This is a genomic window from Bacillus sp. AP8, from assembly GCF_000321185.1.
Taxonomy (GTDB): domain Bacteria; phylum Bacillota; class Bacilli; order Bacillales; family DSM-1321; genus Bacillus_AD; species Bacillus_AD massilioanorexius.
Genome location: NZ_CAPG01000034.1, coordinates 173,979 through 195,463 on the forward strand (window position 1 = coordinate 173,979; position 21,485 = coordinate 195,463).

General features: G+C 33.9%; 19 protein-coding genes, 1 other RNA gene and 1 riboswitch. Of the genes, 6 read left to right on the plus strand and 14 right to left on the minus strand.

Going from position 1 to position 21,485, the window contains the following annotated elements:
* Positions 1 to 328: 328 nt before the first annotated feature.
* Together BN349_RS08920 and BN349_RS08925 are read right to left on the minus strand one after the other, a co-directional pair.
* The gene (locus BN349_RS08920) at positions 329 to 1,636 is read right to left on the minus strand and encodes a nucleobase:cation symporter-2 family protein (protein ID WP_019241949.1); all 1,308 of its coding nucleotides are present in this window, start codon (positions 1,634 to 1,636) and stop codon (positions 329 to 331) included.
* Positions 1,633 to 2,229 (minus strand): xanthine phosphoribosyltransferase, encoded by a 597-nt coding sequence (locus tag BN349_RS08925; RefSeq protein WP_019241950.1) that lies wholly within the window; start codon positions 2,227 to 2,229, stop codon positions 1,633 to 1,635. Before BN349_RS08925 ends, BN349_RS08920 begins: the two co-directional genes overlap by 4 nt.
* Positions 2,230 to 2,358: 129 nt before the next feature.
* Positions 2,359 to 2,460, minus strand: a riboswitch (purine riboswitch).
* A 562-nt stretch (positions 2,461 to 3,022) separates the two neighbouring features.
* On the opposite strand from BN349_RS08925, the gene BN349_RS08930 reads away from it, so the two are divergent.
* From BN349_RS08930 to BN349_RS08940, 3 genes are read left to right on the plus strand one after another with little or no spacing between them, the layout of a single operon-like run.
* Positions 3,023 to 3,175: a hypothetical protein gene (locus BN349_RS08930; protein WP_019241951.1), complete on the plus strand. Its 153-nt coding sequence runs from the start codon at positions 3,023 to 3,025 to the stop codon at positions 3,173 to 3,175.
* Positions 3,176 to 3,196: 21 nt separating this feature from the next.
* The gene (locus tag BN349_RS08935; protein ID WP_019241952.1) at positions 3,197 to 3,673 is read left to right on the plus strand and encodes a cytochrome c oxidase subunit II; all 477 of its coding nucleotides are present in this window, start codon (positions 3,197 to 3,199) and stop codon (positions 3,671 to 3,673) included.
* Positions 3,673 to 5,325, plus strand: a complete 1,653-nt coding sequence (locus tag BN349_RS08940) for a b(o/a)3-type cytochrome-c oxidase subunit 1 (protein ID WP_019241953.1) — start codon at positions 3,673 to 3,675, stop codon at positions 5,323 to 5,325. Before BN349_RS08935 ends, BN349_RS08940 begins: the two co-directional genes overlap by 1 nt.
* Before the next feature lie 27 nt (positions 5,326 to 5,352).
* Here the strand turns inward: BN349_RS08940 and BN349_RS08945 are convergent, their stop codons facing one another.
* The 8 genes from BN349_RS08945 to BN349_RS26880 form a co-directional block, all read right to left on the minus strand.
* Complete coding sequence (locus BN349_RS08945; RefSeq protein WP_019241954.1) at positions 5,353 to 6,276, minus strand: DMT family transporter; 924 nt, start codon at positions 6,274 to 6,276, stop codon at positions 5,353 to 5,355.
* A gap of 56 nt (positions 6,277 to 6,332) precedes the next feature.
* The gene (locus tag BN349_RS08950; RefSeq protein WP_019241955.1) at positions 6,333 to 7,856 is read right to left on the minus strand and encodes a carboxypeptidase M32; all 1,524 of its coding nucleotides are present in this window, start codon (positions 7,854 to 7,856) and stop codon (positions 6,333 to 6,335) included.
* 166 nt (positions 7,857 to 8,022) lie between these two features.
* Positions 8,023 to 9,954: an ATP-dependent DNA helicase gene (locus BN349_RS08955; RefSeq protein ID WP_019241956.1), complete on the minus strand. Its 1,932-nt coding sequence runs from the start codon at positions 9,952 to 9,954 to the stop codon at positions 8,023 to 8,025.
* A 127-nt stretch (positions 9,955 to 10,081) separates the two neighbouring features.
* Positions 10,082 to 11,233, minus strand: coding sequence for a THUMP domain-containing class I SAM-dependent RNA methyltransferase (locus BN349_RS08960; RefSeq protein WP_019241957.1), 1,152 nt, complete (start codon positions 11,231 to 11,233; stop codon positions 10,082 to 10,084).
* 187 nt (positions 11,234 to 11,420) lie between these two features.
* Positions 11,421 to 11,808, minus strand: an RNA gene (rnpB, locus tag BN349_RS25335) — RNase P RNA component class B.
* 119 nt (positions 11,809 to 11,927) lie between these two features.
* Positions 11,928 to 12,242, minus strand: a complete 315-nt coding sequence (gene gpsB, locus BN349_RS08965; protein ID WP_019241958.1) for a cell division regulator GpsB — start codon at positions 12,240 to 12,242, stop codon at positions 11,928 to 11,930.
* A 130-nt stretch (positions 12,243 to 12,372) separates the two neighbouring features.
* Positions 12,373 to 12,930, minus strand: coding sequence for a DUF1273 domain-containing protein (locus BN349_RS08970; RefSeq protein ID WP_019241959.1), 558 nt, complete (start codon positions 12,928 to 12,930; stop codon positions 12,373 to 12,375).
* A gap of 137 nt (positions 12,931 to 13,067) precedes the next feature.
* Complete coding sequence (locus BN349_RS26880; protein WP_019241960.1) at positions 13,068 to 13,544, minus strand: CotD family spore coat protein; 477 nt, start codon at positions 13,542 to 13,544, stop codon at positions 13,068 to 13,070.
* Positions 13,545 to 13,994: 450 nt separating this feature from the next.
* On the opposite strand from BN349_RS26880, the gene BN349_RS08980 reads away from it, so the two are divergent.
* A complete protein-coding gene (locus BN349_RS08980; protein WP_019241961.1) occupies positions 13,995 to 14,474 on the plus strand; it encodes an Hsp20/alpha crystallin family protein in 480 nt (159 codons plus the stop codon).
* 383 nt (positions 14,475 to 14,857) lie between these two features.
* Here BN349_RS08980 and BN349_RS26345 read toward each other — a convergent pair whose 3' ends face one another.
* From BN349_RS26345 to BN349_RS09005, 4 genes are all read right to left on the minus strand, one after another.
* Positions 14,858 to 15,649 (minus strand): YppG family protein, encoded by a 792-nt coding sequence (locus BN349_RS26345; RefSeq protein WP_019241962.1) that lies wholly within the window; start codon positions 15,647 to 15,649, stop codon positions 14,858 to 14,860.
* A 102-nt stretch (positions 15,650 to 15,751) separates the two neighbouring features.
* Positions 15,752 to 16,111: a DUF1798 family protein gene (locus BN349_RS08990; protein ID WP_019241963.1), complete on the minus strand. Its 360-nt coding sequence runs from the start codon at positions 16,109 to 16,111 to the stop codon at positions 15,752 to 15,754.
* 133 nt (positions 16,112 to 16,244) lie between these two features.
* Positions 16,245 to 16,505, minus strand: a complete 261-nt coding sequence (locus BN349_RS08995) for a hypothetical protein (protein ID WP_019241964.1) — start codon at positions 16,503 to 16,505, stop codon at positions 16,245 to 16,247.
* A 502-nt stretch (positions 16,506 to 17,007) separates the two neighbouring features.
* Complete coding sequence (locus BN349_RS09005) at positions 17,008 to 17,979, minus strand: DUF2515 family protein (RefSeq protein WP_019241966.1); 972 nt, start codon at positions 17,977 to 17,979, stop codon at positions 17,008 to 17,010.
* Between the two features lie 134 nt (positions 17,980 to 18,113).
* Between BN349_RS09005 and recU the strand changes: the two genes are divergently transcribed.
* Both recU and BN349_RS09015 read left to right on the plus strand, forming a co-directional pair.
* Positions 18,114 to 18,731: a Holliday junction resolvase RecU gene (gene recU, locus BN349_RS09010; RefSeq protein ID WP_019241967.1), complete on the plus strand. Its 618-nt coding sequence runs from the start codon at positions 18,114 to 18,116 to the stop codon at positions 18,729 to 18,731.
* Between the two features lie 29 nt (positions 18,732 to 18,760).
* Positions 18,761 to 21,485 (plus strand): PBP1A family penicillin-binding protein (locus BN349_RS09015; RefSeq protein ID WP_019241968.1); only part of this gene is annotated, 2,725 nt, incomplete at its 3' end.

Below are 21,485 nucleotides of genomic sequence, written 5' to 3' on the forward strand. Positions count from 1 at the left end.
TCTATAACTTGATATAGTGTATTCTTACAGTTATGCAATGGTTATATTATTTAGACATATAATTTTTAGTTTTTTAGGATTAACACCATTACAAAAGTAAAATATATGTTTTTCTTAGAGTAATAAACAATTTCATAATACTGATGTTTTCTTTTTTAATTTTTTGTGAATAAAACCACAATGTATAGTAAGGTAGAACTTGTAATAATTCATTTAAAACCATAAAAAAAGAGCATCATCTGACTTAGATAATGCTCTTTTTAAACAATATAGGTAGGTCAAGTTCTCACATAATTCTTTCTTCTATAACAACCACATCTTATTAAATTTAAGAGGCTTGTTTCTCTTGTATATTTATGACTGTACGTTTTTTACTAGGTACAACATTAAAAACAATATTTAATATGATAGCCGTCAAACTTCCCATTACGATTCCGCTATTTGTTATAATACTGATACTTTCAGGTAGTACCGCAAATAAATTAGGAACCACTGTAACACCTAATCCGATACCTACTGAACACGCAATAATAAATAAGTTTTCTTGTGAAGAAAAATCTACTCTACTTAACATTTTAATACCAGAGGCTATAACCATTCCGAACATGGCAACCATTGCTCCACCTAATACGGCTGAAGGTATTACAGTAGTTAATGCTCCTATTTTTGGTACTAAGCCGAATACTACAAGAAACCCAACAGCTGTATATAAAACATTTTTTGATCTAACTCCTGAAATTTGAATCAAACCAACGTTTTGTGAAAATGTTGTATACGGAAATGAGTTAAAAATCCCACCAAGTACTACAGCTAATCCTTCGGCACGATAACCTCTTTCTAGATCGGTTTCTTTAATTTTTTTCTCGCAAATATCACCTAAAGCAAAGTACACACCTGTTGATTCCACTAAGCTAACGATGGCAACTAATGTCATTGTTAAAATGGGTGTTAAATCAAATGTTGGCATTCCAAAATAAAAAGGCTTAGGAATATGAAACCATGAAGCATTTGCAATTTCTGTTGTATCAACCATTCCCATAAAAAAGGCAATAACTGTTCCTGCGACTAGACCAATTAACACAGAAATTGCTCGAAGAAAGCCATTACTAAATTTATATAATAGAATAATAAGTAAAAGTGTTCCAAAGCCTAAAGATAAATTGGTGATTGAACCGAAATCAGCTGAACCTTGTCCTCCAGCTAAATTATTGATGGCAACTGGAATAAGAGTAATACCAATAATAGTAACTACACATCCTGTTACAACAGGTGGAAAGAACTTAACGAGCTTACCAAAAAATTTACTAATAATAACAACAACAATACCTGAAACAATAATCGCTCCGTACACACTGCTAATTCCATAGCTTCCACCGATTGCTATAATTGGTGCAACCGCAGTAAATGTACAACCAAGCATAATTGGTAAACCAATACCAAAAAATCTATTTTGATATACTTGTAAAAGAGTAGCAATACCAGACATCATAATATCTATCGATACTAGATACGTTAACTGCTCGGGAGTTAACTTTAATGCCTGTCCAACAATTAAAGGAACAAGAACGGCCCCTGCGTACATTGCAAGAACATGTTGAAATCCTAAAGATGCTGTTTTCATCGTACTATTATTCATTCTGTTTTTCCTCCATTTGTCTCTTCTACGAAGTGAACTTTTCCATTTGTTAATGAAGCAATTCTTGCTAATGATTTTAATTGTACACCTGTTCCTTCAACTAACTTATGTCCGTCTTGGAAGGATTTCTCAATAACAATTCCTACACCAACTGGTTTAGCTCCTGCTTGTTTGACAATATCTATTAAACCTAAAGCAGCTTGTCCATTGGCTAAAAAGTCATCAATAATAAGTACATGATCCCCTTCTTGAATAAAATGACTAGAAATAGTAACATCATTCATTACTTGTTTTGTAAAAGAATAGACCTTTGTAGTAATTAAGCCTTCTTTTAATGTTAATGATTTTTGCTTTCGTGCTGAAACCATTGGAACACCCAATTCTAAAGCCGTCATAATAGCAGGGGCAATACCTGATGATTCAATTGTTAAAACTTTTGTAACTCCTTGCTTTTTAAACCTTGCAGCAAATTCCTCTCCCATTTGTTTCATTAATTTAGGATCCATTTGATGATTGATAAAAGAATCCACCTTTAATACAGAATCAGATAATACGATTCCTTCTTGTAAAATTCTTTGCTTCAAAGCTTCCATTGTAAAACCCCCGTAAGTATACATAGTATGCATTTTTAGAATGATATTTTTCTTAAGTAACAAAAAAACTCAAGCTGTATTGCTTTTACCCCAAAAAGAGTGCAGCAACTAGCCTGAGTTTTAGTCTCAAGAAAAATATTGCTCACTCATAGTCAAGTCATTTACGGTAACTTGGTAGAAACTTGCGAGCCATATTCTCGCTATTATATGAGAGAAAATATTTATGATTAATATTTTTGTATTATAGCAATGAAAAAACAATATGAAAAGAAATTTTTACTATCCAAAAGTTGTTTTTGTTTTCAGAATTTTACAATATTGATAACAAGCTATTTCTATTTATCCAATTATATAAAAGTCCGGTTTCTAAAAGATTGTTGTTTTTTTATCCATTAGGTGAATAAACCAGTAGATAAAAGGTCCGTTGAATAGAGTGTAAGGTGCGAGACAATCCCGTGGAGGCGCAGGACAGGTGAAGCCTATAGTCACTATCTGGAAAGAAGACTCTCCACCTGTCCCACGTAAAGCTACTATCCTGTAACATAATCGACTCTAAACTACACAATTCCTAATGACTGTTTAATTTATCATATTTTCACATTTATTTCACATTTTTTCCAATTAATAAACAACGTTTAATATTGGATTTCCAACTTTTCACTATTACCATAGTTTAAACATTACGATTGAACAATTTGTGAAGTCATAAAAACCATCTAGAAATCTTTTTATTGTTTTGTATGATGAAATTGTACTCATAGTAATTTCTATATTATTGAAAGGAGTGAAAAATATGGCAGAAGCGCAATTGAAGAAAAAGCCAGATCCTAATAAAGATGATGATCACGGTTCTTTAAAAGGAACACTCGCTTCCGTATTTATAGTTGGTTTAATTATCGTTATTACTTGGGTTAGTGTTTATTTCTTATTTACTGATCGCTTATAGAACAATGAGGAGGAAATTGCCATGCATATGCATAAATATGAGAAAATATGGCTAATTTTCGGGGTCGGTGCTCTGTTAGTCTTCCTAACAGTATTAGGGGTTAGTGCATTTTACATGGGTAACCAGCCACCTAGCTGTCTAGCTACCGTTGATCCTGAAAAGGTTGATACAACTAAACCTTTTAACAAACCTGGGCTAAACAAAGTTGAAGGCGAAGATTGGGATTATGAATTAGTATTTGTAGCATCCGCTTTTTCATATAACCCTGCAAAAGTAGAAGTACCAAAGGGTTCGAAAGTTAAAGTAATTGCAACAACAAAGGATGTTATTCACGGTTTTGAAGTAGCAGGAACAAATATTAACATGATGCTTGAACCAGGTTTTATTAGTGAATACGTTACAACCTTTAATAAAACCGGTGAGTTTTTAGTTCTTTGTAACGAATACTGTGGTGTAGGGCATCACATGATGAACTCAAGAATTGAGGTGGTTGAATAATGCTTAGCTCTTCGACTTACAAAGTAGATCGTCGTGATGCAAAACTTTCAATGGCACATTTTTATGTTGCTTTTGTAGCTTTGGCACTTGGTGGCCTAGCTGGTTTACTTCAAACATTAGTACGTACTGGAAAACTAGAGCTTCCTTTTGGAATTACCTATTACCAAGTTCTTACGGTTCATGGAGTTTTACTTGGCCTTATCCTTACAACGTTTTTTATTTTAGGTTTTCAATTTGCAGCAGTGAGCCGAACAACCGGTACTTTATCAAATGGCGCAAGAAAAGCAGGATGGATTGGTTTTACTTTAATGACTATTGGAACTGCTATGGCAGCAACTATGGTCCTATTAAACGAGGCTTCGGTACTATTTACATTTTATGCACCGTTAAAAGCACACCCGATTTTTTATATCGGTCTTACACTGGTCGTTGTCGGAAGCTGGTTCGCTTGTGGAGCAATGATTTCTAATTATGTAAGATGGCGCAAACAAAACAAAGGAAAAGTTAGTCCCCTCCTTACATTCATGGTTGTGATTAACTCTGTCTTATGGATTGTTGCAACAATTGGTGTTGCTTCAACTGTACTTATTCAAATGCTACCTTGGTCATTAGGTCTTGTAGATACTATTGATGTACTAATTAGTAGAACGCTGTTTTGGTATTTCGGACATCCGCTTGTATATTTCTGGCTACTTCCTGCTTATATGTGCTGGTATGTCGTTATTCCAAAAGTACTTAACACAAAAATTTTCTCGGATTCTTTAGCACGTATGTCATTCATATTGTTTTTATTGTTCTCTGTTCCAGTAGGATTTCACCATCAGTTACTTGAACCGGGTATTGATCCAGCATGGAAGTTCTTACAAGTCATTTTAACATTCTTGGTAGTAATCCCTTCTTTAATGACTGCGTTTTCTTTATTTGGTACTTTTGAAATGTATGGACGTTCTAAAGGTGCTACTGGGTTATTTGGATGGATTAAAAAGCTTCCATGGGGCGATGCACGATTTGTTGTTCCATTTATTGGAATGATTTCATTTATCCCTGCGGGTGCAGGTGGTATGGTAAACGCGTCAAATCAATTAAACCAAGTTGTACATAATACAGTTTGGGTTACCGGACATTTCCATTTAACTTTAGCAACTGCTGTTGTCTTGACTTTCTTCGGTATCTCATATTGGTTAGTACCTCATTTAACTGGTCGAGTATTAACGAAAAAAATGAATAAATTAGCGATTGTTCAAGCTATATTCTGGTCAATAGGGATGGCATTTATGTCTGGAGCGATGCATGCGGCTGGTTTACTTGGTGCACCGCGCCGATCATCATATTCAACTTATGGTGAAGCAGAAAGAGCACTTGATTGGATTCCGTATCAAGTAGCACAAGCTGTTGGTGGAACAATTCTTTTCATAGGAATTATCTTGATTCTAATTATTTTCATCAATTTAGCATTCTTAGCGCCTAAGGGTGAACAAGAATTCCCAGTTGGTGAAGCAGCTGAAAACGCTGAAAAGCCCCCACTTGTATTTGAAAATTGGAAATTATGGTTAGGAATTACCGTTATATTAATCTTATTTGCTTATACAATACCGTTCATAGATATGATTCAAAATGCACCACCAGGCTCAAAAGGCTATAAGCTTTGGTAATAAACAATAAGCTCCTAAACCAATGGTTTAGGAGCTTATATTATTACTTCTATACTTTTTAAAAAGAAAATCTAAATTTGTACTAGCCACGATCGCACTTGTAAAGATAATAGCTCCACCAACTAGTTGTAAGATCGTGATGCTTTCATCAAAAAGTACAATTCCAATAATCATTGCCGCTAATGGTTCTACTGTTGATAAGATTGATGCCCTGCTGCTCTCAATGACTTTTAAGCCTTCGGTATACAATAAATAGGCAAAAACAGTAGATATAACACATAATCCTAATACAAGAAGTATAGCTTTCTTACTTAATAATAAATCAAGTTTAGTCCATATTCTCGTAGCAGGAATCAAGACAATGGATGCAATAAAAAAAGTATATAAGCTTATAGTAAAGGCTGTATATTTCTTGATAGCAAATTTTCCAAAAATACTATACAAGGCATACCCAAAACCTGCTCCTAGCCCTATTAAGTACCCTTTCACATTACCATTTCCTACTATATCTCCATTTAGTCCCGTTACTAAAAAACAACCAAATAAAGTCATTATTAATAGAAATAATTTACTGATTGTAATTCGTTCCTTCAAAAACATAACAGACATAATCATAACAAATGCAGGAGCTGTATATAGCAATATGACCGCTACTGAAATCGAAAGCATGTTCATACTTGTAAAATAAGCCCAATTAAAAAATGCGATACTTAAAATTCCTGTTCCAAAAAACAAGTATACATCTCTCACACGAATGGATATTTGATCCCTTTTTTGAAACAATCCATAAGTAAATAAAATTAAACATGAAAACATAACACGAATTGTTACGATTTCCATCGCATTAAAACCTATCTCGTTAAGTCCCTTAACAAAGATGCCTATCATACCCCAAAATAATGCAGCAATTGTAATATACCCACTATATAAAATGGCTTTTGACTTGGTCATTTTTCTTTTTTCCATCCCCAATTCTTTAAAATAGAAAAAAATCACATATGACTGTATTACATTTCTAGTTTGTATATTTGAGCATACTTATTTTTTAAATAATCAATTAAATATTGTACATTTAGCCCTTCTCCCGTAATGTCTTGAAGCAATTGTAACGGATCCTTCAATTTACCATATTGATGAATATTATCATTCAACCATTCTTTTATTAAAGAAAGATCACCTGTTTCTAAATGACGGTCAAAATCTGGGATATCTTTTAACATAGCGTTTTTAAATTGAGCAGCATACATATAACCTAATGCATATGAAGGGAAATACCCAAAACTTCCTCCTGCCCAGTGAACATCCTGAAGAACACCTTCTCCATCATTTTTAGGTTCAATCCCAAGATATTCCTTATATTTTTCATTCCATATTTTCGGTAAGTCTGCCACTTCAATTTCTTCATTTATTAACGCTTTTTCAATTTCATAGCGAATCATGATATGGAGTGGATACGTTAACTCATCTGCTTCAATTCTAATTAAAGATGGTTTTGATTGATTGATAGCATTGTAATAGTCATCTAAATCGATGTTACCAAACTGAGATGATACAGTTTGCTGTAACAGTGGGTAGTTTTTTTTCCAGAAACTATAATTTCTCCCTACGAAGTTTTCATAGAACAACGATTGTGATTCATGAATTCCCATAGATGTACCTGAAGAAAGAAGTGTACCTTCTAAATCTTTTGATATGTTTTGTTCATAAAGGGCATGGCCACATTCATGTATAGTTCCAAAAATAGCTGAACGAAAATCACTTTCATCATATTTCGTTGTAATTCTGACATCGCCAGAGTTAATAGTAATTTCAAAAGGATGTACCGTTTCATCTAGTCGGCCTGCATCAAAATCATATTGTAACTGCTTTAAAATTTCCAAACTAAATGCCTCTTGTTTTTCCTTTGGAAAATGCTCAAATAAAAAGCCCGCATCTAGTTTATGATCACTTTCCGCTATTTGCTGAACTAGTGGAACAATTTCCTCTCTTAACGTTCCGAAGACTTGATCTAAAACGTCTACAGTCATTCCTGGTTCATATAAGTCTAGTAACGTATTATATTTATTGCCTTCATATCCCCAATACGAGATAAATTTACGATTAAACTCAACGATTTTTTCAAGGTATGGTTGAAACAAAGTAAAATCTGAAGAAGCTTTTGCTTCTTCCCATATACTCTCTGCTTTTGTAACCAATACTGTATACTCTTTATGTTCTTCTTGAGGGATTTTCTTATTACGTTCATATTCTTTCTTACACTCTTCAACTAACTTTTGCGAAATTTGAGATAGTTTGTTATATACCTCTTCTTTAGATAATGCTTCTATGTATGATGCCATTTCATCACTCGTTGACATCGAAAAAACCTCAGATGAAAGTAACCCTATAACTTCTGATCTTTGATTAACTCCTTTTTTAGGAGCACCTGTACGCAAATCCCAATAAATTAAGTTTAACGCTTCCTCATATGCCACGATTTTTTTTACGAGTCGTAGAAATTTTTCTTCTGTCGCTAAAATCTCATTTGTCATGTTCATTCCTCCTTTATTCCTTCCATTCTATCATAATACATACACAAGAAAAATTGACCATAGAAATTACTCTTAGTTTCCGACATTCTTTTCAATTCAAAAATGATACAAAAAAAGGGGCTATCTGAAAAGTGATTTTTTATCGCTTTTCAGAAGCCCCTATTTGCTAAGCTTTCTCTACTGGCGTGACTGGCAATACGTTTTTAACCGCTTGAAGCACTTCTGAATCAAGTTGATTATCAATAAAAATCTGAACCTGTCCGCTATCATTACTTGTACGAATTAAACGACCGATACCTTGTCTTAAACGCAATATCATATATGGTAAGTCCACTTCATTGAATGGATTATTTACCGCTTGTCTCTTCGCCTGGAAGACAGGATCATTTGGTGGGAACGGTAATCCGTAAATAATGACATTATTTAGAGATTTCCCAGGTATATCTAGTCCTTCCCACATGTGATAAGAACATAATACAGACGCTTCATTGCTCTGGAATTTCTTAACGGTTTTACTCATTTCTTCATCACCCTCAAAGTAGACAGGAAAATCAAGTTTCTCTTGTTCCAGTTGTGAACGAAAAGCTTTCATTTCCTCAATTGAAGGAAATAGAACTAGTGAACTTCCATTATTATTACGAATACTATTTATTACCGCTGCATTTTTTTGTTGTAGTTCTTCCTTGTTATAAGGAGTTAGAATGATTTTCATAACCTCATCGTAATCGAAAGGAGACTCTACAGAAAAGCTGCTGTAATTTTCAATTCCTAAACTATTAGCTATATAATCAAATGAACCATTTTCAGATAATGTCGCAGATGAAAAAATATACGGCATACTTTTTGCGAATACTTCGTTCGATAGTATATCACTTACTAATCTCGGCATGATCACAAGGCAAGAATTTAATTCATCTTTTTCTAGCCAAACAACTGCGTTTTGACCGTTTGAAAATAATGAAAGTGAATACGATATTTGCTCTAAATATTCTTCACTAACACGCACACTATATTCATCTACAGTGTGAAGTTCAGCTTCAAATACTAAGCTTTCTAAAACTTGTTCAATTTGATTCTGAAGCTTTTGTGCTTTTTCAACAATCTTAGCTGTAGATTGTAATTCATAACGATGCGAACCAATAATTTGTTTGCTATGTCCATGTAAATCTTTGAAGAATAGTTCATTATAGTAAATAGTATCTTCAATTAACTCTAAAGTTTCTTCCCTCATATCATTAGCTAGTAATGAAGTTAGAACCTCAGAAATCATATCTTCTGAAATTTTGTACGTAAGTCCTTTTTGTGCTGAAAATTCTAAAAGATGACCTTCATCAAAAATCACTGCACTGTATTCTGGTAGTAACGGAAGCTGCCCTTCTCTTTTACGAGACTCTTTCGTCCAGACGTGCTCCATAAAAAAGTCATGGGAGCAAACGATTAAATCAATGGCTTTACGATAATGATCACGGGATAATGTTTGTCCACAGCGATGACGATTGTCACAAGTAAAGCAATTTTGTAATGAATCCCAGCCTACCTTCTTCCATTCCTCATCTGTTAAATAGGCATAATCTTTACGATCCCCATAGACTTCAAATTTTGTTAAAGAAGAATGGTCATGGATGAAGCTTGGGAGCTCCTCTTGTAGTCTGTCAATGTTTTCATTATCTTCGCTCAAAACCGCTTTATCCACCTTGTTTAAGCACACATATTGATCTCGTGCTTTGGCTAGACGCACATCAATGTCCAACCCTAAACATTTTGATATTTTCTCGATGTCTCCTTCTTCTTTTACCAACTGTTCAATTAATGTTTCATCGGCACATGAAATAATAGCTGGACGATTCGTATATCGTGCATAGCAAATTGCATATAGTAGGTATACTATTGTTTTACCTGTTCCTACTCCTGCTTCTGCAAAGATGGTTTTCTTTTCTTTAAAAGCTTTTTCTAATTGAAAAGCCATAAAAATTTGTTCATCTCTTAATTCGAAACCTTTTTCAGGTAATATGTCGTAAAAGACATCTCCAATCCACTCAGATAATTTATCATAAAAAGCTTCATTTTTTGCAACTGTAAATGGAAGTGTTTTCAGCATCTCTTAATTCCTTTCTGCCCTACTAAAGAATAGCAGCCAAAAAAAATGGCAAGAAAGCATGTTTTATCTCTCTGCCAATTTTTTGAGCTGTACATAATTATGTTTATTTTTCTTATGTTATGCTAGATTATTTTTCTTTTCTTGGAGGACGTTTCCCCCAATATTGATATAAATCAGTGCGAATAAATCCGTTAAATAGTTTTCGCTTCTTTGTAGCTGGCTTTCCATATAGTCTCTCAAAATCCTCATTTGAAGTTAAGATATAGACTGACCAAGTTTCATACTGAGAAAATAGTTTTCCCATATCTGTATACATTTTCTCAACAATCGGCTTATCACCTAAACGTTCGCCATACGGTGGATTAGCTACTATGACACCATAGTTCTCATACTTTTCATTTATTGTTAGGTCGCTTACTTGCATTTGTTTAAAAGTAATTAAATCGCCTAGCCCTGCTTCCACACTATTTCTCTTCGCAATTTCTACCATTTTATGATCAATATCGTAACCAGAAATTTGAAGCGGTTGATCATAATTTGCCAAGCTATCTGCTTCATCACGAACTTGATCCCAAATTTCCGTTGGAATCCATGGCCAATCTTCAGAAACAAACTCTCTATTAAAGCCTGGAGCGATATTTTGACCGATTAATGCTGCTTCAATAGGAATTGTACCCGAACCACAAAATGGATCAATAAAAGGTCTATCTGGATGCCAATTTGAAAGCATGACTAACGCAGCCGCTAATGTCTCTTTAAGTGGAGCCTCACCTTGGTCTACTCTATACCCACGTTTATGTAAACCTACCCCAGATGTATCTAATGTTATCGTTGCAATATCCTTTAATAAAGCAACTTCAATTTTAAAAAGTGGACCATTTTCTTCAAACCACGCAATTCGTTTATATGCTACTTTTAGTCGTTCAACAATGGCTTTCTTAACGATTGCCTGACAATCTGAAATACTAAATAATTTAGATTTCAAAGATTTTCCTGATACCGGGAATTCACCGTCTTCTGTAATATATTTTTCCCAAGGAATTGCTTTAGTTTGTTGAAATAAGTCTTCAAAAGTTGTTGCTTTAAATTTGGCGATTTCAATCTTGATGCGATCTGCTGTACGTAACCACATATTAGCTTTTGCTATAGCTGTCTCATCACCTTTAAACACAACTTTCCCATTATCAACGGTGCATTCGTACCCTAGATTTCTTACTTCTTTCGCGACAAGAGCCTCAAGTCCCATCGCTGCTGTTGCTATAATTGTATATTGTGCCATATTATCACCTTTTACTAATTTTAACTTTTTTCCTTTTATTCATTCAGAAATAGTATCTATAGAAATATTATTAATAAAACATTCATTTCACCAATATTTTACTTGATATCTATTATAACAATAAAGACTCTCCTCTTAAAGGAGAGTCTACTGTTTAACATAATGAGTTAATATTATTTTGATAACGCTCTATAAGCCATGTTTTGTTCCTTCGTACTGCAAATGATTATAAATAATCTCGTACAAAGGCGGCAATCATCTATCTACAAGTATTAACTTGTCCTTTACCTCGTTCATTTCCAAGGTGAAAGGTGCCCCTACCTATATTTGGGTTTCTCGCTCGTGGGGTTTACCCGTTCCACCCTTCTCATTTCTGAAAAGGCTTCGTCACTGTGGCACTTTTATAGGGTTGTACCATATCCATAACGGACTTAGGTAGTTTCCCGGCCGTCAGTCTTCCAGACTGCCCTAGCTTATTTTTTCACTAGGCACGAACACTACAAGCATCTCAGCTTGTGCGAGCATGGACTTTCCTCTACAAACACATAATGTGATTGCAGCGATTACCCGAACGTCATCAAAGATAACATTAATCATTATATGGCTTTGATATAAAAATATCAAGAAAAATATCGTACAAACAGTATTTACCTATATTACAAATAATAGGTATGAAGTATGTAATGTTTCATCATTATTCGTACAATTTATTTCCGAAGACATGTTTCTCAAGATTAGACAAACGTTTTAATATATCAAAATTAGTAGTACCTGGAGCTGCTTGTTGGTATGAAGCAGTAGTAGGACGATTATTATTGTCTTCAAGCTTCTTACGTAACTTTACATTCTCTTGTTTCAATTCTTCAATTTCTTGATGAAATGTTTCATAGTCACGAATTATCAAATCTAAAAATTGGTCAACATCTTCTGGCTTATAGCCTCTCATTCCAGATTTAAATTCTTTTTCTAATATATCTTTCGCCGTTAACTTTATTTTATCCGACAACATCAGATTCACCTCAATATGTATGCCATTCATTGACTTTTATTTTATTTTTTCAAAAAGCTTATACTTTGTCAATTTATCATATCAAATATTAGTAAAAATAACGATAATTATTTAATATAATTGTCAATTTCTAATAATTATTATGTTCAAATGCATCTTCTTCTATTAATTGTTGAATATCATAAAAATCAATATTCAATATTTCATATGGATTATACTCTTGATATTCCTTTGCAGCTTTCACAATATATTGTGGAGACCCTTCTTTTTCATAATCATACACTACCAGCAATCCATCAGATTTTTGCAAAAGAAATTGATCTCTATTTTTGAATTGTATGGGACTTATATAAGGCTTATGAGAAATACTTTCCACAAAATCAGCTTGAGAGACAATATATTCGTAATACTCCTTATTTTTTTCACTCCAATTAGCCTCTTGTTGTAAAAATGGAGTAATAACGGCTAGCTGTAATTGGGGATATTGCTCTCTAAGCAGTAATGTAACTTCTGCAGCCCATAACTCTACACCGAGTTGACCTGTAATAATCACCCATTCTAAACCATCATCAATTAAGTGAATCAACCGTCTTAATAGCGCTTTTTTAATATATTCAACTTCTTTTGCTTCATTACTGTAAATACCCAATTCATAATTTTTATAACCTGTTACGTATAAAATTTTCAATGTAGTAAACTCCTTTATTCCCATATATAAAATATACTAAGTTTACTTTCTGCACCACATCATTTTTATGTATTAAAGGGCGAGTGTATCATAGAAACCACATAAAAGAAAGGGCTGATATTCAGCCCCATTTCTTCTTAACAAAATGGTCTTGGTGGACAGAAACAGCTAGGCATTGGTGGAGGCAAAGGACCACACATTACTTGTTGATTACAACATTCATTCACAACAGATTGAGTATGTGGAAAATAGTGCTGATGTTGATATACATGTTCATTCACTGTAGTAGTATGAGTTGGGTGAATATGCGGTACGATATGCTTGAATACATTTTTCTGTACAATTTGTTGAGTTGGACTTACTTGTGCTGGCATAGTTTGTGTCGGAGCAACATTTGTAGGGCCAAATTGTGGTGAGCCGCCAAAACCTGGTCCACCAAAACCTGGTCCCATCATCGATGGACTTACTTGTGTTGGGTACCCTGGAGCCATTGTTGCTGGACTTACTTGCGATGGACCACACCATTGTAAGTTCATATTTCCACCTGGTTTAGCAGCTGGACTAGTATATGAAGGTGCCACCATACTAGGAACTCCACTGAATTTTTTCTCCATTGAAGTGTCCCCTTTCTACATAGATTATTTTTACATTAACAGACTATGTAGAATGAAAGGCACATGTACTAGTCAAATAACCCAATTATTATAAAAAAGCATAAAAACTATTTCTCATAACTGTAAAAACAACCATCGTTAAACAAAGTACAACGAAAAAAAGAAATAAGATTGTTTTTTGCATCCTTTTTCCCTCACTTATTAAAAATACATCAATCACAATTTATCATTCTACACTCTCTTTAGCCTATCAACAATAGAAGAATGAACATTTCTCTACTTTTTTGAGAAATCTTTTTTGATTATAATACTATGTCATGTCCTTGTTCCAAAAACCCCTGTTAAGTTAAAGAAACGGCGAAAAAAATGAAGGAACCTTTAGTAATTTATTTACATATAGTATATGTAAAGACAAATGCCTACATCATCAAACAGAGAGGAGAACCACTAATGTCTGCTGACAAAAAAACCAATAAACTCCCATCAAAGCGAAATAAAAATGATCCTTTCTTCGATTTTGTAACAAGCATGGATCATTTATTCAGTGGTAAACCTTTAGGTGGATTCCTACAAACAATGGATGGCTTCTTTCAAAACTCCGGCTTAAATAAGAGTTTCCCTATTGAAATGACAGAAGAGAAGCATGCATATATTATCAAAGCAAAATTACCTGGTATTAATAAACAACAAATTAACATCGAAGCCTTCAAGCAATCTTTGCAAATTTCCGTACAACATAATGAATCCTTAAATCAACACGATTCCAAAGGAAATACGATTAGCTCCCAAAAAACATCTAAAACCATTACTCGAAGTATTACTTTTGTGAAGCCCATAAACGATAAAGGAGTGCAAGCAGAACATCGAGATGGATTACTAGAAATCACTGTACCTAAAATTAAGGGCAAAGAAGTAAAGATTATTAATTAGTCTAATTTTCAAACTTTATTGCCAATTAACAAGGAGTGAATATAGGTTGAATTTTGTTCCAGGAAACTCACTTTCCATGGGGTGGGTAGTGAGTCACCTCGGTACATAGGGCCTGTGAGATGTCGCCTGTCCCGATTGCTTCCCCAGTGGTCTCAATTCACGGTCCAATTAAACAACCTTTTTTTCACCGAACGTTTTAAAAGGCAACATTTTTTTAGAAAACATTAATTAAATACTTCACTAAATAATATCATGTTTCGATACCAACATTAGATCCATTAACTTTTTATGATTTCTACTGATATACTCAAACCTTTTGAAAGCAATCATAAAAAAGGGGAGTGTCACAAAGGAATACATTCCTTTCTTGACACAGCCCCTTTTTATGTTGTGGCTTTAAAGATACCTCCAAGTCCTTTAAAAACATTTTGCATTTGACTTACGGTCCCAACCATTTGGCCAGCTGTATTCATCATTTTCGTAACATCCATTGATCCATCTTGAGTTTTAAATTGATTCATAATGGATTTAAAGCCTGACGGCTGAGACTTTTGCATGAATGCTTGCTTTGGATATGGATTTGGAAATGACGCATTCATATAAGGTCCCATTTTTTTCGATTCTAAGGGATTTGCAAATGGAGAGTTTGACATATTTTTATGCCCATAAGGATATCCTCCTTGTAATTGTGGAAAAGGAATCGCCCCATTGTATCCATTCGTATCATACTGCTGACCTGAATTCCCTATAGGCTGAAATGGTGTCGGATAGTTATGCATTCCTTGTTGTTCATGTTGCGGATAAAGAAATGGATTATTTGGGACATCTTGATGATTTTGAGAGTACATATTTTGTTCCATTTGATAATTATTATTTACTTGATAATTGTCGTGACCATGATCATAGTTCCCAGTAGGAAGTGACATTTCATTAAAGCCATGGGGTAATGAATTATAAGGAGGTGGATACATTTGATGCATACTTTGATTAAACATTTCCTGCTCTCTATTATTCAAATGCTCATGCATAGAAGAAGCATGTACGGAATGATTATTGAATGGAAATGAATAGTTATTTAAATATCCTGTCATATAAGGATTCCCCATCATATGATAAGAGGCTTCTTCAATGTTTTGCATTCCGCTCTGATATCTCATCATAGGTATAGGTCCCATAACTTTATCCCCTTTCTTCTTTAGCTATCATAAATACTCATATTACTATATGAGCAAATCGATAATCTTGTGATAAAGAAACCTAATTTTTGTCTTGTTAGACTATCTTTGGAGCTGCCTTATAATTGTCGTTAAAAGGAATTTAGTTGATTGTAAATAACTTTTAAATAGTTTATAGCTCGTCATGTAATGAAATGCTTGAACGCTTAATTTCGAAATATTATCTTGAATTTGGTCCAACTGTCTTTCACCAATAAAATACGTTGAACGCTCAGCAATAATAACATCAATCGCTTCTCTCCATTTAGAGGATAATTCAATGGCATGATTTACAAATGGCTCTATTATTTTATAGAAATCGTGCTCCTCTTTACTATCTCGGGTTTTTTCATATATATCATCTATTTCTAGCAATAAAGTCTCTAACTGCTTTGTATACATTAATGCCTGACTATTTTTCATTTAAACAACTCCATCAATTTATCCCTTTTTTATTATCTTCATATTGTTTATATTAAAAAGATAACATTACTAAGTATAAAAGAATCCGCAAATAATCACAAAAAAATAAGCGCCCTTTTCCGGCGCAAAACAGTTAAAAACTATAGTCTAAACAAATATTATATGTCTTTCTCATAGGATTCTTGCTGTTTTGCTTCTTTAAAAATAACCTTTTTTCCTTATCTTTCATTGACAATTCTTCAATGGCACCCACATTTTTTAAATATGAGGTAATCACTCTTTGTTTCTCATCTGCTATTGCAGACATTACTTTACGATCCGCTGCTTCAACTTCTATTTCAATTTTTTTAAAAAGATCCAATATTTCATCTATTGGTATCATTCTTTTTTCCATGCATATTCCCCCTATTCGATCATCTATAACGTATAATTCTTTATTCGGTTATCATTTCCTTCACTAACGACAAAACTAGAAGAATACCGTCAAAGAAAGTATAACTAAGCTTTTGTTCGACAAAATTTCGTGCATGTTTTTTCGATTCATAAGGAAGACTTTTAATAGGAGGTGTGAAAAATGGGAAGAAACAATTCAATTGAGCAAGATAAGAAACAACAAAAAAACGCAAAGTCATCGGGAAGATCAGCAGAAGGAAATCCGAAATTAACTGGTCCAGATCGCCCAGCTACTTAAGTCATTTTATCTTTGTAATAAAACACCGTACTTGCTGTCATAATGCTCAGCTTCATGACGTGTAATTCATTACAAACAAAAAACAAAAACATACGCAAGTTTTAATAAGTAATTGGTTACCCAAAATAAATCACAAAAGCTGATACAAATGATGACTTGATAATCATTTTGTATCAGCTTTTTCATCCTTGTAAAATCCATACAATTACAACAAAGCATGATAGATGGACGCAAACATTTGTAATTGAGACTGCTTATTTATATACCATTTCGTAATATTATTACTTTCATTCCGTTTGATAGGTTTTCTCCATGTATTCTTTACCTTTCGGAGATTCTCCCAGCTTTGGTACATATAAACTGGATGTTTTATGAGAGGAAACGTCATACGCAAATAAGGTGTTCGATGATTCATTTTACGTTTCAAATATTTTTCATAATCCTCTCTAGAGCCAGTATGCTCTACTTTGTTTGCAAATGTTCGAAATAAAAAATATTGCTCTGAAAATAATATTTGGGCTAGTCTTTTCCCTAACTGAATTCTTGCATCAAGGCTTTTAAAATGGGATACAGATGCCCCATATAACTCACCATTTAAAGTAGGAAATACAACTGAATTAAAATGCATAAAATCTTGCAAAATAAAAATAGCAGAGGAAAATACCTTATCATGAAAAAAACGGCCTTCAATGACAGGTGTTTGAATAATATTTTGTTCATTAATGATTAAAGAAGTCATTAATCTGTCTTCGTTCCCATATCTACAAAAATAATCCCATTCTTTTCTCATAAAATTTGTTATCGAAAAAACTTCAAAATACTGAAACAAATTCCGTTTTAATTTCGTCGAATAATGGTAAAGCAATAATTGTGGGAATGCATCTTGAAATATTAGATAATTAGCTGTTTCATATGTAAGAAAAAGTGCTTTTCTATATTCCTGAGAAAGCATGCTTTTTAAAATGGAACCTTCTAAATCACACATATTCCAACCCGCATTTCGTGAAACCATACTGGCCAAATAAGCCCACTTGACTTCAGGATATTGCTTGAAAAATATATCATATGCCTTTGTTCGTGAAATATTATCTTGATTCATTTTCCATGTGTCATAAAATATTTGATTTATAATATGATTATGATTTAATGAATGAAACACTTTTGAATCATTAGACACTATTAACAACCTCTTTCTATAAAAAAAACAAAAAGTGTATAATCATAATTATAGAGTGAAGTGATTCCAATTATTTTATACTACATTTCATTTCCATATCTGTTATCATATATGAGTGGTCAGGAGGAAAAAAAGTGATCTTTCATTATCCAAACGGAAGAAAATTTGTTGCCGTTGAACGAAGGAAAAACCAGCCGTCTCTTCCAAAACAACAAATAAATTATAGTAATCGTGGAATGACATTAGAGGAAGATTTGAATGAAACTAATAAATATTATCTAGAAGAAAATATAGCGGTCATTCATAAAAAACCAACACCAATCCAAATTGTAGATGTTCATTATCCAAAAAGAAGTGCTGCCGTAATAAAGGAAGCTTATTTTAAACAAGCTTCTACAACGGATTACAATGGGGTTTATAAAGGAAAGTATGTTGATTTTGAGGCAAAGGAAACGAAAAATTCAACATCGTTTCCCCTGCAAAATTTCCATGAACATCAAATTACGCACATGGAAAATGTTTTAAAACAACAAGGATTTGCGTTTATCATTATTCGCTTTTCTTCGCTTGAAGAAATATATGTGATGGAAGCCCATCAACTCATACGTTTTTGGAATCGTATGCTGTCCGGTGGTAGAAAATCGATAACAAAAAAAGAAGTAGAACTTACTTCATATAAAGTCCCTATAGGTTATCAACCACGTATCGACTATCTAAAAGTAATCGATCCATTGATTGATAAATCGCTTTAAGGATTTAAAAGAAAGGCAGGATTGCTGCAATGGCTGATAAGATTCAGACTAGAGAAGAGAGAAGAAAAAATTTACAACGAAGTAAAAAGAAAAATAAAAATAATAAATCATCCAAAAGCTTATTTAAAAAAATAATGCTATCTTTATTAATTCTAATTGGGATTGGTATTGTTGGTGGAGCGGCTACATTTGCTTATTTTGTTAGCTCCGCACCTGAATTAGATGAAGCTTTATTAAAGGACCCTATTTCATCAAAAATATATGATGTTGATAAAAAACTAGTAAAAGAGGTTGGCCTTGAAAAAAGGAACTACGTCAAATACGAAGATATTCCGGATATTGTAAAAGATGCAGTTATTGCTACGGAGGATTCACGATTTTATAAACATCATGGTGTCGATCCTTTTCGTTTAGCTAGCGCTGTAGTTGCTAACTTTACAAGCGGATTCGGCTCACAAGGTGCGAGTACGATTACACAACAGCTTGTAAAAAGATCCTTCTTGACAGATGAAAAAACTTTAAAAAGGAAGGCTCAAGAACTTTGGTTATCCTTCCAAATCGAACGAAAGTACTCTAAAGAAGAAATTTTTGAAATGTATATTAATAAAATCTTCTACGGAGCACGTGCAAATGGTGTTGCAACAGCTGCTGAAGTGTATTTTGATAAATCACTAGATGAGCTGACATTACCTGAGGCGGCAACTCTCGCAGGTCTTCCTCAAAGTCCAACGAGATATAATCCGTTCAACCATCCAGAACGTGCTGAAAAAAGACGTAATGTTGTATTGCAGCTTATGAATAAGCACGGTTATATTTCTGAAAGTGAAATGAAAGAAGCGCAAAGTGTAAAAATAACAGATTCTTTATTACCAGAAGATGAACGTCAACAAGAAGAAAATTCCGCTCTTAATTCATTCGTTGACACTGTATTAGATGAAATTGAAACAAAAACAGACTATAACCCATTTACAGATGGATTAGAAATCTATACAACTCTTGATCAAGATGCACAAAACTACGTCTACAAAATGCTTAATACAGATGAGGTTGTTTCTTTCCCTAATGATGAAATGCAAGCTGGTATTACGCTTTTAGACACATCAACTGGTGAAATCAGAGCAATTGGTGGCGGACGAAATCAAAAAGTACAACGTCCATTTAACTTTGCAACAGAACAAAAAAGACAGCCCGGTTCGACCATTAAACCCATCCTTGATTACGGTCCTGCGGTTGAATATTTAAAATGGTCAACTTACGAACAAATTGTCGATGAGCCATATAGTTATTCTGATGGAACACCAATTAACAACTATAACAATCGACATCAAGGACAAATGACAATTCGTACAGCCCTTGCTAAATCGTTAAATATACCGGCCCTAAAAGCTTTTCAAGCTGTTGGAGCAGATAAATCAAGAGAATTCGGTGAGAAACTTGGTTTAGACTTCAAGGATGATTTTCATGAATCATCTAGTATCGGTGGTATGAAGTACGGATTCTCTTCTAAAGATATGGCTGGAGCATATAGTGCTTTCGGTAATGAAGGAATCTATAACGAACCACATACGGTTAAAAAAATCGTATTGGCTGATAAAAAAACGAAAATAGATTTAACTCCTGAACCTAAAGTTGCCATGAAGGATTATACAGCTTTCATGATTACAGATATGTTAAAGACTGTTGTTCAAAGTGGTACTGGTACATTAGCAAACGTACCTGGACTACCAGTTGCTGGTAAAACAGGTACTACAAACTATTCAGAAGATGAAAGAAATAAATTTGGCATAACGGACCCTGCAGCCGTTCCTGATGCGTGGTTCGTAGGATACACGACTAAATATACGGCAGCCGTTTGGACTGGATATGAAAAGAAAAAAGAATATCTAGGTTCTAAATCACAAAAATTAGCTCAAAAAATGTTTAAAAATCTAATGTCACATGTTTCTGAAAATGTAGACACGAAAGATTTCTCAAAACCTAAGAGCGTTGTAAAAGTTGGTATTGAAAAAGGTTCAAATCCAGCTAAACTTCCAAGTCCTTTTACACCAAAAGACAATATCACTTATGAGTATTTTGTAAAAGGAACCGAGCCAACAGAGGTATCTGAAACATATGATAAACTTGACGCACCAACTAATTTAAATGTTTCATATGATGATACAACAAAACAAGCTACCTTAACCTGGAGTTACCCAGAGGTTGGCGAAGATCAACAAAAACCGGTATTCGAAGTGAAGCAAAGCATTGATGGCGGTGGAGAAACTGCCATTACTACTACAGATAAAATGGAAGCAAAAGTCTCTAATCCGGAAGCCGGTAAAACATATAAATTCTCTGTTGTTGCCGTAGTAGGTGATTTAAAAAGTGATCCTGCTTCCGTTACGATAAAAATTCCAGACCCTCTTGAAGAGGAAGAGCAACCTGGCGATGATGAAGATTCAAACATTGAAAACCCAGATGATAATGGTGACGTCGATAATCCAGACAATCCAGATAACCCAACTACACCTCCTAACGAAGATAGTGGTAATGGAAATAATGGCAATGGCAATAGTAATGGAAATAATGGCAATGGCAATGGCAATAGTAATGGAAATAATGGCAATGGCAATGGCAACGGTAATACTGATGGTAACGCTAATGGTAACAACAATAACCAAAACCCAAGCAAGCCAAATGGAAGTGGCAGTAGTAACTCGAATAACTCTGGTGGAGTAACTCAAAATAGTACAACTCAAAGCCAATCAAGTAGTT